The 16,064-nt window shown below is 62.0% G+C and carries 19 protein-coding genes; 9 read left to right on the top strand and 10 right to left on the bottom strand.

Features of this window, described 5'->3' with window-relative positions:
- The first annotated feature begins 12 nt into the window (after positions 1 to 12).
- The 9 genes from BMX27_RS07000 (at position 13) to BMX27_RS07040 (ending at position 8,099) form a co-directional block, all read left to right on the top strand.
- The gene (locus BMX27_RS07000; protein WP_090159138.1) at positions 13 to 918 is read left to right on the top strand and encodes a carbohydrate kinase family protein; all 906 of its coding nucleotides are present in this window, start codon (positions 13 to 15) and stop codon (positions 916 to 918) included.
- 3 nt (positions 919 to 921) lie between these two features.
- Positions 922 to 1,359, top strand: a complete 438-nt coding sequence (gene dtd, locus BMX27_RS07005; RefSeq protein ID WP_090159139.1) for a D-aminoacyl-tRNA deacylase — start codon at positions 922 to 924, stop codon at positions 1,357 to 1,359.
- A 69-nt stretch (positions 1,360 to 1,428) separates the two neighbouring features.
- The gene (locus tag BMX27_RS07010) at positions 1,429 to 2,592 is read left to right on the top strand and encodes an alpha-hydroxy acid oxidase (RefSeq protein ID WP_090159227.1); all 1,164 of its coding nucleotides are present in this window, start codon (positions 1,429 to 1,431) and stop codon (positions 2,590 to 2,592) included.
- Between the two features lie 78 nt (positions 2,593 to 2,670).
- Positions 2,671 to 4,545, top strand: coding sequence for an amylosucrase (locus tag BMX27_RS07015; RefSeq protein ID WP_090159140.1), 1,875 nt, complete (start codon positions 2,671 to 2,673; stop codon positions 4,543 to 4,545).
- Positions 4,546 to 4,666: 121 nt separating this feature from the next.
- Positions 4,667 to 5,329 (top strand): 50S ribosomal protein L25/general stress protein Ctc, encoded by a 663-nt coding sequence (locus BMX27_RS07020; protein WP_090159141.1) that lies wholly within the window; start codon positions 4,667 to 4,669, stop codon positions 5,327 to 5,329.
- A gap of 98 nt (positions 5,330 to 5,427) precedes the next feature.
- Positions 5,428 to 6,102: an aminoacyl-tRNA hydrolase gene (pth, locus tag BMX27_RS07025; RefSeq protein WP_090159142.1), complete on the top strand. Its 675-nt coding sequence runs from the start codon at positions 5,428 to 5,430 to the stop codon at positions 6,100 to 6,102.
- The gene (locus tag BMX27_RS07030) at positions 6,099 to 7,145 is read left to right on the top strand and encodes a DUF2332 domain-containing protein (protein WP_090159143.1); all 1,047 of its coding nucleotides are present in this window, start codon (positions 6,099 to 6,101) and stop codon (positions 7,143 to 7,145) included. The genes pth and BMX27_RS07030 overlap by 4 nt, the downstream gene beginning before the upstream one ends.
- A 4-nt stretch (positions 7,146 to 7,149) precedes the next feature.
- Positions 7,150 to 7,524, top strand: coding sequence for a DUF2237 family protein (locus tag BMX27_RS07035; protein ID WP_090159144.1), 375 nt, complete (start codon positions 7,150 to 7,152; stop codon positions 7,522 to 7,524).
- Complete coding sequence (locus BMX27_RS07040) at positions 7,524 to 8,099, top strand: DUF4893 domain-containing protein (RefSeq protein ID WP_090159145.1); 576 nt, start codon at positions 7,524 to 7,526, stop codon at positions 8,097 to 8,099. Before BMX27_RS07035 ends, BMX27_RS07040 begins: the two co-directional genes overlap by 1 nt.
- Here BMX27_RS07040 and BMX27_RS07045 read toward each other — a convergent pair.
- The 10 genes from BMX27_RS07045 to BMX27_RS07090 form a co-directional block, all read right to left on the bottom strand.
- On the bottom strand, positions 8,052 to 8,594 hold the full coding sequence (locus tag BMX27_RS07045) for a helix-turn-helix transcriptional regulator (RefSeq protein ID WP_090159146.1): 543 nt from the start codon (positions 8,592 to 8,594) through the stop codon (positions 8,052 to 8,054). The genes BMX27_RS07040 and BMX27_RS07045 overlap by 48 nt on opposite strands.
- Positions 8,595 to 8,614: 20 nt before the next feature.
- Positions 8,615 to 9,088, bottom strand: coding sequence for a hypothetical protein (locus tag BMX27_RS16825; protein ID WP_177172672.1), 474 nt, complete (start codon positions 9,086 to 9,088; stop codon positions 8,615 to 8,617).
- Positions 9,089 to 9,174: 86 nt separating this feature from the next.
- Positions 9,175 to 9,741 (bottom strand): PepSY domain-containing protein, encoded by a 567-nt coding sequence (locus BMX27_RS16830; protein ID WP_090159147.1) that lies wholly within the window; start codon positions 9,739 to 9,741, stop codon positions 9,175 to 9,177.
- 215 nt (positions 9,742 to 9,956) lie between these two features.
- Positions 9,957 to 11,189 (bottom strand): tryptophan synthase subunit beta, encoded by a 1,233-nt coding sequence (trpB, locus tag BMX27_RS07060; RefSeq protein ID WP_090159148.1) that lies wholly within the window; start codon positions 11,187 to 11,189, stop codon positions 9,957 to 9,959.
- Positions 11,190 to 11,265: 76 nt separating this feature from the next.
- Positions 11,266 to 11,907, bottom strand: a complete 642-nt coding sequence (locus BMX27_RS07065) for a phosphoribosylanthranilate isomerase (RefSeq protein WP_090159149.1) — start codon at positions 11,905 to 11,907, stop codon at positions 11,266 to 11,268.
- Positions 11,907 to 12,275: a lipopolysaccharide assembly protein LapA domain-containing protein gene (locus BMX27_RS07070; protein WP_056037980.1), complete on the bottom strand. Its 369-nt coding sequence runs from the start codon at positions 12,273 to 12,275 to the stop codon at positions 11,907 to 11,909. The genes BMX27_RS07065 and BMX27_RS07070 overlap by 1 nt, the downstream gene beginning before the upstream one ends.
- A gap of 31 nt (positions 12,276 to 12,306) precedes the next feature.
- Positions 12,307 to 12,588, bottom strand: coding sequence for an integration host factor subunit beta (gene ihfB / locus BMX27_RS07075; protein WP_056038152.1), 282 nt, complete (start codon positions 12,586 to 12,588; stop codon positions 12,307 to 12,309).
- 291 nt (positions 12,589 to 12,879) lie between these two features.
- Positions 12,880 to 14,559 (bottom strand): 30S ribosomal protein S1, encoded by a 1,680-nt coding sequence (gene rpsA / locus BMX27_RS07080; RefSeq protein WP_083484450.1) that lies wholly within the window; start codon positions 14,557 to 14,559, stop codon positions 12,880 to 12,882.
- Positions 14,560 to 14,770: 211 nt separating this feature from the next.
- On the bottom strand, positions 14,771 to 15,403 hold the full coding sequence (locus BMX27_RS07085; RefSeq protein WP_090159150.1) for an NAD(P)H-dependent oxidoreductase: 633 nt from the start codon (positions 15,401 to 15,403) through the stop codon (positions 14,771 to 14,773).
- A 118-nt stretch (positions 15,404 to 15,521) separates the two neighbouring features.
- The gene (locus tag BMX27_RS07090) at positions 15,522 to 16,040 is read right to left on the bottom strand and encodes a glutathione peroxidase (protein WP_090159151.1); all 519 of its coding nucleotides are present in this window, start codon (positions 16,038 to 16,040) and stop codon (positions 15,522 to 15,524) included.
- Positions 16,041 to 16,064: the final 24 nt, after the last annotated feature.

The following is a 16,064-nucleotide window of genomic DNA, read 5'->3' on the forward strand; positions in this document are numbered from 1 at the left end:
AAGGACCGACCGATGATCCTCTGTTGTGGCGAAGCCCTGATCGACATGCTGCCCCGAGACACCACTGGCGGCGAGGCCGCATTCGCGCCCTATGCAGGCGGTGCGGTGTTCAATACCGCGATTGCGCTGGGACGGCTGGAATCGCAGGTGCAGTTCTTTTCGGGTCTGTCGTCGGACCTGTTCGGTCAGCAATTGGTGAATGTGCTGCACGAATCCCGCGTCGATACGGCCCCCTGCCACATCAGTGACCGGCCCACCACGCTGGCCTTTGTCCGGCTGGTGGACGGCCATGCGACCTATGCCTTCTATGACGAAAACACCGCCGGTCGGATGCTGACGGCGGATGTGCTGCCGCAGGTGACGGCGGATGCGCTGTTTTTCGGCGGGATCTCGCTGGTGGTCGAACCCTGCGGCGATGCCTACCGCAGCCTGATGCAGCGTAACGCAGATCAAAAGCTGATCATGATCGACCCCAACATCCGCCCCGGTTTCATCACCGACGAGGCCGCCTATCGTGCACGGCTGACCGACATGCTGGGCATGTCCGACATCGTCAAGATCTCGGACGAGGATCTGGCATGGTTGCAGGGCAAGACCGATCCCGCTGCTCTGCTGACTGACGGCGGCCCGCAGGTGGTCCTGTTGACGCGCGGGGCCGACGGAGTGACGATCTACACACGCTACGGGGCCTTTGACGTTGCAGCCCAGCGCGCCGAGGTGGTCGACACCGTGGGGGCGGGCGACACGTTCAACGCCGGGTTTCTGGCCGGTCTCGACCGGGCCGGGCTGCTGTCCAAGGACGGTGTGCGACAGGCCAGTGCCGATGACCTGCGGGCCGCGGCCACGCTGGGGGCACAGGCCGCGGCGATCACGGTCAGCCGCGCGGGTGCAAACCCGCCCTGGTCGCACGAACTTTGATCCATGCGGGCACTGATCCAACGGGTAACCGAGGCTGCGGTCCGCGTTGACGGTGACGTGATCGGGGCCACGGGTCCGGGCCTGCTGATCCTGATCTGCGCGATGGAGGACGACGCGCCCGATGCGCCGGACCGGATGGCGGCCAAGATCGCCAAACTGCGCATCTTCAAGGATGACGCGGGCAAGATGAACCGGTCCTTGCTGGAAACCGGCGGGTCTGCCCTGATCGTCAGCCAGTTCACGCTTGCCGGCGACACCAGCCGTGGCAACAGGCCCGGGTTTTCAACCGCGGCGCGTCCCGATGCGGGCCGGGCTGCCTATGTGCGTTTCATCGAAGCCATGCAGGCCCTGGGCATTCCCACCGCGACCGGCGTGTTCGGCGCAGACATGGCGGTCAGCCTGACCAACGACGGCCCCGTCACGCTGTGGATCGATCTCTGACGCGGATTGCAAACCGCCCGGACACGCCCTTAGACTGCAACGGAATATCTGGGGGGCCACATGACGACCATCACGACCATCACGACCATTGACGACCTCAAGGCGATTTACAAACGTCGTGTGCCGCGCATGTTCTACGATTACACCGAAAGCGGCAGCTGGACCGAACAGACGTTCCGCGACAATGTCTCTGATTTCGACCTGATCCGCCTGCGTCAGCGCATTGCCGTGGACATGTCGGACCGCACGCTGGCCAGCACCATGGCAGGCCAGGAGGTGGCGATGCCCGTGGCCCTGGCCCCCGTCGGCTTTACGGGCATGCAATCCGCCGACGGTGAAATCAAGGCCGCCCGCGCGGCAGAAGCCTTTGGCGTGCCCTATACCCTGTCCACCATGTCGATCTGTTCGATCGAGGATGTCGCAGCCCACACCAGCGAACCGTTCTGGTTCCAGCTCTACGTCATGCGCGACGAGGAATTCGTCGACAACATCATCGCGCGTGCGAAAAATGCGGGCGTGTCCGCGCTGGTGCTGACGCTGGATCTGCAGGTTCTGGGCCAGCGGCACAAGGACCTGAAAAACGGCCTGTCCGCGCCGCCGAAACTGACGCCTTCCACGATCGCCAATCTGGCGACGAAATGGCGCTGGGGGTTCGAGATGCTGCAGACCAGACGGCACAGTTTCGGCAATATCGTGGGCCATGCGAAAAACGTCGAAAACATGGGTTCGCTGTCGTCCTGGACCGCAGAACAATTCGACCCCAAGCTCGACTGGAACACCATTGCCCGGCTCAAGGAAAAATGGGGCGGCAAGCTGATCCTCAAGGGTATTCTGGACCCCGACGACGCCGTGCGGGCCGCCGATCTGGGCTGTGACGCCATCGTCGTCAGCAACCACGGCGGCCGCCAGCTGGACGGGGCCTTGTCGTCGATCCGCATGTTGCCCAGCATTCTTGCAGCCGTCGGCGACCGGGTCGAGGTCTGGCTCGACAGCGGCATCCGGTCCGGTCAGGACGTGCTCAAGGCGCGGGCGATGGGCGCGCATGGCGTGATGATCGGGCGGGCCTACATCTACGGCCTGGGTGCCATGGGTCAGGCCGGCGTGACCAAATCCCTCGAGATCATCATGCGCGAACTGGACCTGACCATGGCGCTCTGCGGCAAGCGTGACATCAACACGGTCGACCGCGATATCCTGCTGATCCCCAAGGATTTCGAGGGCGATTGGGCCTAGCATCATCTTGCCAAAAATACTCCCGCCGGAGGCACCCGTCCCCGGCCGAGATCACACCACCCCGAACGGAGCGTCCCCATGTCAGCCACACCGCGTCGCGGCGTCACGAATGACGAAATCTTTGCGCTGCGCTGGGACCGCGGCCAGCGGGACCTGATCGGGCCGCTGCACCGGCTTTACGGTGGCGACACGCTGGCACTGATGGACCGCCTGCGGGATCTGCTGAAAAAACACTGGCGCGCCCGGCCCGCCGATCTGCGCCGGCTGGATCTGGTGCGCGATCTGAACCCCGACTGGTTCCTGTCAGAGGACATGGTCGCCTATGTGTTCTACATTGACCGTTTTGCAGGCGACCTGAAACACCTGCCTTCGCGCATTCCCTACCTGCAAGAGTTGGGTGTGACCTATGCCCATATGATGCCTTGCCTGAAGCCGCGACCGGGGGCCAACGACGGGGGCTATGCGGTGATGGACTACACCGCGATCAATCCAGACCTCGGCACGATGGCGGATTTCCAGCAGTCGAACCTGCAACTGCGTGCCGCGGGCATCAGCCCGGTCATCGACATGGTGCTGAACCATACGGCCAAGGAACACGCATGGGCGGTCAAGGCGCGGGCAGGTGATCCGTATTATCAGGCGTTCTACCGGATGTTCGATGACGACACCCTGCCGAAGCAATACGAGAAAACACTGGTCGAAATCTTTCCCGATCAGGCGCCCGGCAATTTCACCTACTACGACGATATGGGCAAATGGGTCTGGACGACCTTCAACGAATACCAATGGGACCTGAACTGGGAAAACCCAGAGGTATTTCTGGCCGTGCTGGACACGATCCTGTTCCTGGCCAACCGCGGGGTCGAGGTATTCCGGCTGGATGCGGTGGCGTTCATGTGGAAACAGATGGGCACATCCTGCCAGAACCTGCCGCAGGTGCACGATATCCTGCAGGCGCTGACGCAAGCCACCCGCGTCTGCGCCCCCGCCGTCATCCACAAGGCCGAGGCCATCGTGGGACCGCAGGATCTGGTCCCATATCTGGGCACCGGCAGTCACGCGGGCCGCGAGAGCCAGCTGGCCTATCACAACAACCTGATGGTGCAATTCTGGTCGACACTGGCCAGCGGTGACAGCCGGTTGATGACATATGTGTTGAAAACGCACTTTCCCGAAAGCTTTCGCCGCGCGTCGTTCGCCCCTTATATCCGCTGCCACGACGACATCGGATGGGCGATCACGCCAGAGGATACGGCCCATATTCCTCATATGGACGCCAAGGCACACCGCGACTATCTGGCCGATTTCTACAACGGCACATATCCGGGCAGCACCGCGCGCGGCACGGATTTTCAGGTCAACGCGGAAACTGGCGACCGGCGCACCAACGGCACCTTTGCAAGCCTCGCGGGGCTGGAGGCGGCACGCACACCAAGGGAGGTCGACACCGCCATTGCGCGGATGCGGCTGGGACATGCCCTGATCGCCAGTTACGGTGGCATACCCCTGATTTACATGGGTGACGAAATCGGCATGACCAACGACTATAGCTATGTCGACAATCCTGATCACGCGGACGACAGCCGCTGGATACAGCGCCCGATGATGGATTGGGACGCGACCGAGCACACCGAGGGGCCCGCCGCCCGAATCTCTGCCGATCTGCGCCACATCATGCGCACCCGCAAAGCCACGCCGCAATTCGCGGGCACCGTGCCGACCCGGGTTCTGGACACGGGGCATCGCGCCCTGTTCGTATATCAGCGTCTGGGCGACGACCGCAAGGTGACCTGCGTCGTCAATTTCACCGCGGACACGCAAAAACTGTGGCCCGAGGATGCAGCGCTGCGCGACGTGCCGCATGTCGACCTGCTGTCCGGACAGGCCCTGGCGCTGTCCCACGGGCAAATCACCCTGGCCCCCTATCAGTCGATGTGGCTGCGACCGGTCTGAAACGCTCGCAGGCTGTGCAGAATCCACCTTTTCAAGCGGGGCGCGACGCCCTATAGGGGCGGCTCACCCGGCGCCATGCACCCTTGGAGGATGGCGCCCCTTTATTATTTGGAGATACCACATGGCTGACAAGATCCCTGATCTGCACGCCGAGGTTCGCGCGGGGACAGGCAAGGGGGCCGCCCGCCAAGCTCGTCGCGACGGACAAGTTCCCGGAATCGTTTATGGTGGCGGCGTTGATCCGCTGTCGATCAACCTCGATTTCAACAAGCTGCTGACGCGCCTGCGCAAGGGCCGTTTCATGTCGACGCTGTTCAACCTCAAGGTTGAAGGCCACGACGACGTCCGCGTCATCTGCCGCGGCATCCAGCGCCATGTGGTCAAGGATCTGCCGATCCACATCGACCTGATGCGCCTCAAGCGCACCAGCCGCGTCAACATCTTCATTCCGGTCACCTTCCTGAACGAAGACACCTGCCGCGGCCTGAAGGCTGGTGGCGTGTTGGGCGTGGTCCGCAACGAAGTCGAGATGAACGTGCTGGCCGGTGATATTCCCGACGAGCTGACGGTCGATCTGGCCGAGGCACAGATCGGTGACACCATCCACTTTAGCGATCTGACCGTCCCCGATGGCGCAAACCCGGTCATCAGCGACCGCGATTTCGTCATCGCCACCATCAGCGCACCGCGCGCACTGGCCGCCGACGATGACGACGGCGATGATGTCGATGCAGATGAAGTGCCGACCACGGAAATGGGTCCGCCCGCCGATCCCGAGGAATAAACACCTCAGTCACGGTTTTGAACGGGGCCCCATCGCGGGCCCCGTTTTGCGTTCCGCCTGCCCTTTTCGTTTGGGCCGCACGGCCATAAGGTAAGCCTATGAAACTGATCACCGGCCTTGGCAATCCTGGCGCGCAATACGCGGGCCATCGACACAACATCGGCTTTATGGCGCTGGACCGTATTGCCGACGATCACGGGTTTTCGCCCTGGCGGTCGAAATTCAACGGGCTGGTGTCCGAAGGGCGGTTCGGGTCGGACAAGGTCGTGCTGCTGAAACCGCAGACCTATATGAACGAGTCAGGACGGTCGGTGCAGGCCGCAAGCGCGTTCCACAAGATCGACGTGGCCGATGTGATCGTGTTCCACGATGAACTGGACCTGGCCCCCGGCAAGGTGCGGCTGAAAACGGGTGGCGGTCACGCGGGGCACAACGGGTTGCGGTCGATCCACGCGCATCTGTCGCCGGAATACGACCGCGTGCGGTTGGGGATCGGTCATCCGGGGCATAAGGACCGGGTGGCAGGTTACGTGCTGCATGATTTCGCCAAGGCCGATCAGGACTGGCTGGACGACGTGCTGCGCGGCATTTCCGACGGGATCGCGGAACTGGTTGCAGGCCACGGCGACCGGTTCCTGAATGCGATCGCACAGCGGGTGGCCCCGCCGCGATCCTCGACCACTGCACCCAAACCGAAACCTGCCCCGACACCCCAGAACACGGTCGAGGACACCCGCAGCGCGATGCAGAGACTGATGGACCGTTTCAAGTGACACCCGCGCGCATCAGGGAGGCCTTTGTCACGCAGGCCGCCCACTGCGCGGCACTAGGGTCACCCTTCATGGAACGGTTGTGCGGGCTGCTGGCGGTGCGCGACTGGCCCAAGGGTGACATCCGGGATCGCATTTTCGACTGGCCTGGCGACCCGTCAAACCGCGCGGGCGCTGTGCCACTCCGGCTGGCGGGCGCGCTGCATGCGCTGAAACTGGCGGGCGATCCTGTGCTGACCCCTGCCTACCCGCCGCATCAGGTCAGCGATGATGCGCTGTGGGATGCAGTCTGCGCCAGTCTGGTGGGTCAGGCAGCGTTTATTGACGATTTCATCGACAGCCCGCCACAGACAAACGAGGTGCGCCGCGCGGCTGCGATCATTGCCGCCGCCCATTACCTGCATGCGTTGCACCAACTCCCCCTGCGGGTGTCGGAACTGGGGGCCAGCGGCGGGCTGAACCTGATGTTCGACCGCTTTGCGCTGGCCCTGCCGGGGGCGACCCTTGGACCACTGGACCCCGCGCTGACGCTGACTCCGGATTGGTCGGGTGCCTTGCCACCGCTGGATGCGCCGCAGGTGGTCGCGCGCGGCGGCGTCGATCTGCGCCCCAATGACCCGCACACAGGCGCGGGGTCGGCACGGTTGCAGGCCTACCTCTGGGCGGATCAGCCCGACCGGCTGACGCTAACACAAGCCGCGATTGCCGCAGCAGGCCCTGCCCCCGCGCAGGCGGATGCAATCGACTGGCTGGCCCCGCGACTGGCCCATCTGCCAGGACAAACGCATCTGATCTATCACACGATTGCCTGGCAGTATTTTCCCACGCCCGTGCAGGATCGTGGCCGGTCCCTGATCGAGACCGCTGGCGCGCTGGCGACGCAACACAACCCGCTGGCCTGGGTCGCGATGGAGGCCGACACCAACGCAGGGGGTGCCGCGCTGACATTGCGGCTGTGGCCCGGTGATCTGACCATCGTGCTGGGCCGCGTTGATTTTCACGGTCGCTGGATCGACTGGACGGCACCGGTGCCTGTGCTACCTTAATCCCATGGAAAAAGACCCCTCGTTCAATGTCCTTGGTGGCCCGCTCGCGCCCTGTTCAACCGACCCCATGACCGGATTTTTCCGCAACGGGGCCTGCGATACCTGCGCGCAGGATCAGGGCAGTCATACGGTCTGTGCTGTGCTGACTGCCGAATTTCTGGCCTATTCGAAATATGTCGGCAACGATCTGTCCACGCCACGCCCGGAATACGGGTTTCCGGGGCTGAAACCCGGCGACAGCTGGTGTTTGTGTGCGGGGCGGTTCATGCAGGCCCACGCCGAAGGCTGCGCGCCGCAGGTCAATCTGGCCGCAACCCACGTCCGGGCGACCGAAATCGTGCCGGTGGACGTGCTACGTCTGTACGACAAGGAAGTGTGATGCTGCGGACTGCCGTCTGCCTTGCGCTGCTGGCCTCGCCCCTCGCGGCACAGGATATGCTGCGCTCTGCCGATCAGGTGCGGCTCGACGCGCTGGATGCGGCCGCAGGATCGGCCCTGCTGACGGCACTGGCAGGCGGCGGGCGCGGCGACCTGGACCTGCTGCAAGAGGTGATGGAAGGTGCGCCACTGGCCCCGATCCAGACCACATTGCCAGGTGACTGGCAGTGCCGGATGCTGAAACTGGGCGATGAAGCCGCATTGGTTGTCTATGCCGCGTTCGATTGCACGATCACGACCGATGGCGACGGTTTCATTCTGACCAAGACCACAGGATCGCAGCGCCTGACGGGGCGCATCACCTTGGCACCCGAGGGCATGGTGCTGACCGCGACAGGCCATGTCGCAGAGGTCGAACCGATTGCCTATGCCGATCTGGCGGATGATTTCGAAACAGACGGCACCCTGTGGCCCATCGTGGGGCGTGTCGAACAACCTGCGCCCGACCGCGCGCGCATCCTGATGCCGCTACCCGCGCTCGAGTCCGAGTTCGACGTGCTCTCTTTGCGGCGGTGACGGCGCGGTGGTGCCCAGCGGCCCGGACATCAGATCATCAATGAAAAGGCTCAGCAGCTGAGGGCGTCCGCTGACCCCGGCCTTGCGGTAGATCGCGTTGGTCTGTGCCTTGACAGTGCCCTCGCTGGTCTGACGCAGCGTGGCGATTTCATTGGTGGACATCCCCTTGATCGCGAACAGCGCCACGTCACGTTCCGCCGGGGTCAGCCCCCAATCGGCAAAACGATCCTCGAGCAGTTCCATGAAAGCCCCCGATGCGATGCGCAACTGATCCTCGATCCGGTGGGTGCGCTGCATGACCCGCACCAGCACGACCGCCCCGAGAACAACCCCCAGCAGCAACCCGACAGCCGCACCCAGTTCGATCAGTTCGTGCACCATCCATGTGAATGCAAACAATCCCGTCACGGTCGAGATGATGTTGACCACGAAAAGCACAGCGCTGATGGCCTGAAAGACCACCACTGCGAAAATCAGGATACTGCGCTTTTTCATCGGCTCATGCGGGTCCGGTTTCAGTCATCGTCATCGTCGTCATCATCGTCGTCGTCGCCACCACGCCCCCGTCCCCGACCGCGTCCCCGTCCCTTGTCATCGTCGTCATCGTCACGGTCGGCAGATCGTTTGCGGTCGTCATCTCGGTCGTCAGATCGTTTGCGATCGTCGTCGCGGTCGTTGTTGCGATCCCGATCATCATCATCGCGGTCCCGGTTGGAAAAGGGCTGTGCGACGCGCGGCACCGTGTTGCCACTCGACCGGCGGGTCCAGCTGTCGCGCAGGATTTCACCCGTCGCTGGGTTAAAGATCATTTCCCGATCCAACGTCGGTGACAGCGCCCGCAGCTGGACACGGCCCAAAAGCGTGCGGTTCATCTCGATCTGGGTAAATCCCTGCGCCCGAAGCTGCGTAACGATCTGATCCTCGACCGATTGCGCCGACACCCATGCGGGTGCGCAGATCAGGGACAGTATGAGCAGCAGTCGTTTCATTGCGGCATTTCCAATCATCATGCGCCCCCGCACCAGGACGGGGGCGCTTTCAACTCTATCGTTCCGGCTGATCCTGTGAAAGAAAATCAGTCGTCGTCATCGTCGTCATCGTCACGGTCACGGCGGTCGTCGTCGCGGTCGCGTTTCTTGCGATCATCATCGTCGTCATCGTCATCACGCCCGCCACGACCACGGCCACGGCCCCGGTCGTCATCATCGTCGTCGTCATGGGCGTCGTCACGGCCGCCGCGGCCGCGACCGCGCCCACGGTCATCGTCGTCGTCATCATCTGAAAAGCGGCGACCATTGCCACCCAGGCCACGGTCATCATCGTCGTTGTTCCGTGCCGACACGAAATCGCGGCGTTCGTCGCGCACCTCGATGCCCGTAGCATTCCGGTCGCGGCTATCCACGGCGTTGACCTCTTGCTTGAGGATCGCGCCAGTGCGTTTGTCATAGACCACTTCCAGCTCTCGGTTGCCACGGATGGCCTCGACCTTGACCTGGCTGATGCCGTTCTTGACCTCGATCCGGCTATAGCCCTGATCGCGCAACGAAGAGATCACCTGATCGGAAATCGATTGCGCCATGGCCGTCGATCCGACCGTTGTCGTTCCCAACGCCAGAACCGCCGTCATCCAAAAATGCTTCATGTCTTATCCCTTTCACCAGTCTGCACGTCCCGTCATGGTGACGTGTCTGGTGACGACAAAGACCCACATGGGCCGCCCCCCGCTATTCGCACGGAGTTTAGGGGCCGCGCCATAAACCATCTGTCGAGGGCACTAAACTTTGGTTTAGGCGGTCCAAAACGACGAACGCCGCCCGGTTGGGGGCGGCGTTTGCGTGTTCTTTCGGGGCGTTACGGTCAGCCCGGGACCTTCATTTCGAAGCCGAGGTGTTTGGCCACGGTAAAGATGTCCTTGTCGCCGCGACCGCACATGTTCATCACCAACAAGTGGTCCTTTGGCAACGTGGGCGCGATTTTCATCACATGGGCCAAGGCGTGGGACGGTTCCAGCGCGGGAATAATTCCCTCAAGCGCGCAGGACAGCTGGAACGCCTCCAGCGCCTCTTTGTCCGTGATTGACACGTATTGCGCACGACCGATGTCGTGCAGCCAGGCGTGTTCAGGGCCGATCCCGGGATAGTCGAGACCCGCCGAGATGCTGAACCCTTCGAGGATCTGGCCGTCGTCGTCCTGTAGCAGATAGGTCCGGTTGCCGTGCAGCACCCCGGGGCGACCGCCGGTCAGGGATGCGCAGTGTTCCATTTTCTGATCGACGCCCTTGCCGCCGGCCTCGACCCCGATGATGTTGACCTCTTTGTCATCAAGGAACGGATAGAACAGGCCCATCGCGTTGGACCCGCCACCGATGGCGGCGATCAGCGTATCGGGCAAGCGTCCCTCTGCCGCGTGCATCTGTTCGCGGGTTTCCTTGCCGATGATCGACTGGAAATCGCGGACCATCGCGGGATAGGGGTGCGGCCCGGCCACGGTGCCGATGCAGTAGAACGTGTCGCGCACGTTGGTGACCCAATCGCGCAGCGCGTCGTTCATCGCGTCCTTGAGCGTGCCACGGCCAGAGGTGACGGGCACGACTTCTGCGCCCAAAAGGCGCATCCGGAACACGTTGGGGGCCTGACGTTCCACGTCATGCGCGCCCATGTAGACCACGCATTTCAGACCGAATTTCGCACAGACCGTCGCCGTGGCGACCCCGTGCTGACCCGCACCGGTTTCGGCGATGATGCGCGATTTGCCCATGCGACGTGCGAGGATGATCTGACCCAGCACGTTGTTGATCTTGTGCGCGCCGGTGTGGTTCAGCTCGTCGCGCTTGAGGTAGATCTTAGCCCCGCCCAGATGATCCGTCAGGCGTTCTGCGAAATACAGCGGGCTGGGGCGACCCACGTAGTGCGTCCACAGATCGTGCATTTCGGCCCAGAAACTGTCGTCAGTCTTGGCGTTTTCGTACTGTTCCTCAAGTTCGAGGATCAGCGGCATCAGGGTTTCGGACACGAAACGCCCGCCGAATTCGCCAAAACGGCCCTTTTCGTCGGGGCCGTTCATGAAGCTGTTGAAAAGATCGTCCGGCATGGGCCCATCCTTGCGTAAAATTGCCTGTCAGCAGTATCGCCCCCGCGCCCCATGGGCAAGCGGTCGCAGTGTCGCGTCAGATGCCACGCACCGCCGCGCAAAAGTCGCGTATGGCGTCGGGGTTCTTGACCCCCGGCGCGCGTTCGACACCCGATGACACGTCCACCATCGGCGCGCCGGTCTGGCGGATCGCATCAGCCACATTGGACGGCCGCAAACCGCCCGCCAGCATCCAGGGCACCGTCCAGTTGACGTCCCCCAGCACCGACCAGTCGAATGTGTGGCCGTTGCCACCGGGCATGTCCGCATCCTTTGGCGCCTTGGCATCCACGAGGATCTGTTCGCAGACAGCCATGTAGTCATCCAGCCCGGCAAGGTCGTCCGCCGTGGCCACACCGATGGCCTTCATCACGGGCAGGCCGCTGCGGGCGCGGATATCGGCCACGCGTTCGGGCGTTTCCGATCCATGCAGTTGCAGCATATCCAGCGGTACCCGCGCCAGCAGATCATCAAGGGCTGCGTCATCCATGTCGACCACCAGCCCAACCTTGCGCACGCCCAGGGGCACTGTCAGGGCCAGTTCGGCGGCCGCATCCAGTTCGAGGTTGCGGGGCGATTTCGGGAAAAACACCAGACCGATGTCGTCGGCACCGCAGGCCACGGCAGCGGCGACGTCCTGCGCCGTACGCAGACCGCATATCTTGATTCTGGTCGCCATCAGCCTGCTTTTTTGCGGGGTGCGTCCAGCAGGGCGATGACGTCATCACCCTGTTCGGGATGTCCGGTTGTCATGCGCAGGTCCGCGACTTCCTTGCGCAGGCGTGTCAGTTCCTTTTCCTTGGCGCGGGCGTCTAGGCGTTCGGGGTATTCGCGGATCCATTCCCAGATCAGCCCGACCAGCAGGCCGATCCCGGCAGCCAGAAAGATGACGACGAACAGGGGCAGCGTGATGTTCGGGGAAATGCCCAGCAGGTCGGCAAAAGGCGTCGGCATAGCCTGAAGCGTCGTCGCATCACGATTGGCCAGACCAACGAGGATCAGCACGACGGCAACGATCGCCCAAAAGACGTATTTCAGTGTTTTCATCGTGTCAGTCCCTTTGATTTGCGCCCGCGGGTCAGGCCCCGTTCAGGCGGTCACGCAGCAGTTTGCCTGTCTTGAAGAATGGCACATGCTTCTCTGACACTTCAACCGCTTCTCCGGTGCGTGGGTTCCGTCCGATGCGTCCATCGCGCTTTTTCACGGAGAATGCACCGAAACCGCGCAGTTCCACCCGTTCGCCCCGCACGAGGGCGTCGGTGATCTGATCAAAGATGGTGGTGACGATGCGTTCGACGTCGCGCTGATAAAGATGAGGGTTTTCATCGGCAATTTTTTGAATCAGCTCCGAACGGATCATCATGTCCTCCACAACATATTATGAACGCCAGGGCAGACTGACGCCGTCGATTGGCATAACCCTATTACCTTCGTCTGTCTCAAGGGAACAGTTCACACACATTCAGTTGCCGAAAACTGCCGCTGTGCACGGATTGGGCACAGTTCGGCGGTTATTTGTCTCGAAATATGAAACAAACAGAGGGGTTTGAACGAAAACAGGCGCAAACCGGCAAAGCGATTCGTCGCCGAAACGAAAACGGCCCCGCCAGATGTTTCTGGCGGGGCCGCGTATCAGTCGATCACATCTGGATCAGTCGTCGCCCTTGAGCGCCGCACCCAAGATGTCGCCCAGCGATGCGCCGGAGTCGGAAGAACCATACTGTTCGACGGCTTCTTTCTCTTCTGCGATCTCGCGGGCCTTGATGGACAGACCCAGCTTGCGGGTCTTGGAGTCGATGTTGGTCACGCGCACGTCAACCTTGTCACCGACGCCGAAACGCTCGGGGCGCTGTTCGGCGCGGTCACGCGACAGATCGGAACGACGGATGAAGGATTTCATGCCCTCATAGTCGACCTCGATGCCGCCGTCTTCGATCTTGGTCACCTCTACGGTGATGATCGAACCGCGCTTGGTGCCGCCGATGGTTTCAGCAAAGGGATCGCCTTCCATCGCCTTGATCGAGAGCGAAATGCGCTCTTTCTCGACGTCGACTTCTGCAACCTTGGCCTTGACCATGTCGCCCTTGCGGAAATCGCCGATGACGTCTTCGCCACGGCCATCCCATGTCAGGTCGGACAGGTGAACCATGCCGTCGATGTCGCCCTCGAGGCCAACGAACAGACCGAATTCGGTGATGTTCTTGACTTCGCCTTCGACTTCGGTGCCCTCGGGGTGGGTTTCTGCAAACACTTCCCACGGGTTGCGCTGCGTCTGCTTCAGACCCAGGGACACGCGACGCTTGGCGCTGTCGATTTCCAGCACCATGACTTCGACTTCTTGCGAGGTCGACACGATCTTGCCGGGGTGCACGTTCTTCTTGGTCCAGGACATCTCGGAGACGTGAACCAGACCTTCGACGCCGGGCTCGAGTTCAACGAATGCACCGTAGTCGGTGATGTTGGTCACGCGGCCGGTGTGCACGGATTCCAGCGAGTATTTCGCCTCGACCGCATCCCACGGATCGTCCTGCAGCTGCTTCATGCCGAGGCTGATACGGTGGGTTTCCTTGTTGATCTTGATGACCTGCACCTTGATCGTCTCGCCGATCGTCAGGATCTCGGACGGGTGGTTCACACGGCGCCACGCCATGTCGGTCACGTGCAGCAGGCCGTCAACACCGCCCAGGTCAACGAACGCACCGTATTCGGTGATGTTCTTGACGACGCCGTCGACTTCCTGGCCTTCGTGCAGGTTGCCGATGACTTCGGCGCGCTGCTCGGCACGGGATTCTTCGAGGATGGCACGACGGGACACAACGATGTTGCCACGGCGACGGTCCATTTTCAGGATCTGGAACGGCTGCTTCAGGCCCATCAGCGGGCCGGCGTCGCGCACGGGGCGAACGTCAACCTGGCTGCCGGGCAGGAACGCAACAGCGCCACCCAGATCGACGGTGAAACCACCTTTTACGCGGCCAAAGATTGCGCCATCGACGCGCAGTTCGTCGGCATATGCCTTTTCCAGACGGTCCCAGGCTTCTTCGCGGCGGGCCATTTCGCGGCTGATGACTGCTTCGCCACGCGCGTTTTCGACCTGACGCAGGAACACTTCAACCTCGTCACCGACGGACAGGTTGGGCTCTTCACCGGGTTCTGCAAATTCCTTGAGATCGATGCGGCCTTCCATCTTGTAGCCGACGTCGATAATGGCCTGGCCTGCTTCGATTGCGATGACCTTGCCTTTGACGACCGAACCCTCGGAGGGGGTGTCGATCTCGAAGCTCTCGTTCAACAGGGCTTCGAATTCTTCCATGCTTGTGTTGCTTGCCATGTGGCGTTTGTTTCCTAATCTGACGTTTTATACGGGCCGTGCGGTTGTCTCCGCCGGTCTTTGAGTTGCAGTTGGCCGGACACCGATACGAACATAAAACAACAGGGCCGGTACAATACCGACCCTGCTCGAGTCTCATGCCCGCACCTGTCTCGATGCTTCGGCCCGCGTGTCATACAGCGCGGACCGATTTATCGCAAGCCCCGAGGGGTCAGTCGATGCGTGTAAACAGGATGTCGCGGTCACGGCGCACCTTTGGCGCGTCCACCAGCCAGTCATTTTCCGCGTCGCGGTAGCCCAGGGGCAGAATTACACAGGTTTTCAGACCTTTTTCGCGCAGGCCGAGGATCTCGTCGAACTTGGCGGGATCAAACCCTTCCATCGGGGTGGCGTCGACCTCTTGTTCGGCTGCGGCCAGCATGGCCACGCCCAGCGCGATATAGGCCTGTTTCGCGGCGTGCTGGAAATTCATATCGGCGTCGCGACCGACCAGCATCCCCTTGAGGTTTTCATAGTAGTCGCGGACCTGGTCCGTCACACCGCCACGGGCATTTCCGGTTTCGTCGCGCACCATGTCGATGCGTTCGTCGGTATAGTCATCCCATGCCGCAAACACGAGCACGTGGCTGCCGTCGACCAACTGTTGCTGGCCGAATGCGGCCTCTGACAGTTTGGCACGGATGTCCTTGTTGGTGACGACCATCACCTCGAACGGCTGCGTCCCGCTGGAGGTCGGCGCAAGCCGCAGCGCGTCGAGGATCGCGGTGACCTTTTCTTCGGGGACGGTTTTGGTCGGGTCCATTTTCTTTGTGGCATAGCGCCAGTTCAGCAGATCGTTCAGCATGGTCTATCACTTTCAATCGGGAGGCATCCCGCCGCGGGATGTTCTGGCAAGAGATAGTCAAAACGCTGCGGGGCAAAACCGTGCAAATTGCACAAGCGATTGTGCGGTCCTGCGCGGGTCAGTCCAGCAACGCTTCGATCCGGGCGGTCAGTTGCCGCGATGTGGGGCGTGTCTGCGCACGCCAAGTGCCGGCGATCTGCCCCTGCCCGTCCAGCAGCACCTTGTTGAAATTCCAGTTGGGGACGAACCCGGTTTCGGTTTCCACCCATTTGTAGAACGGATGCGCCTGCGCCCCGCGCACGCGGGTGATCGTGGTCATCGGCAGGTTCAGGCCATAGGTCATCTCACAGTATTCCTTGGCCTCCTGGGCGGTCTCCAACTCTTGATTGAAATCATCCGACGGCACTGCCACGACCACCAGTCCCGCATCACGGTAGGTTTCATGCAGCGTCTGCATTTCGGTCAATTGACCTGCAAAACCACACAAAGAGGCCGTATTGACCACCAGCACCGGCTGTCCTGCGAAATCGTCCAATGCCAGATCGCCACCGTCGATCGATGCAAAGGTCATGCGCGGATCGGCGGCCTGCGCGATCGTGGCGGTCAGGGTCAACAACAGGGCAAGGAGGTATCGCATGGGTCTGATCCGATGGCTGTGCAT

This window comes from Loktanella sp. DSM 29012, from assembly GCF_900110705.1.
GTDB lineage: Bacteria > Pseudomonadota > Alphaproteobacteria > Rhodobacterales > Rhodobacteraceae > Loktanella > Loktanella gaetbuli.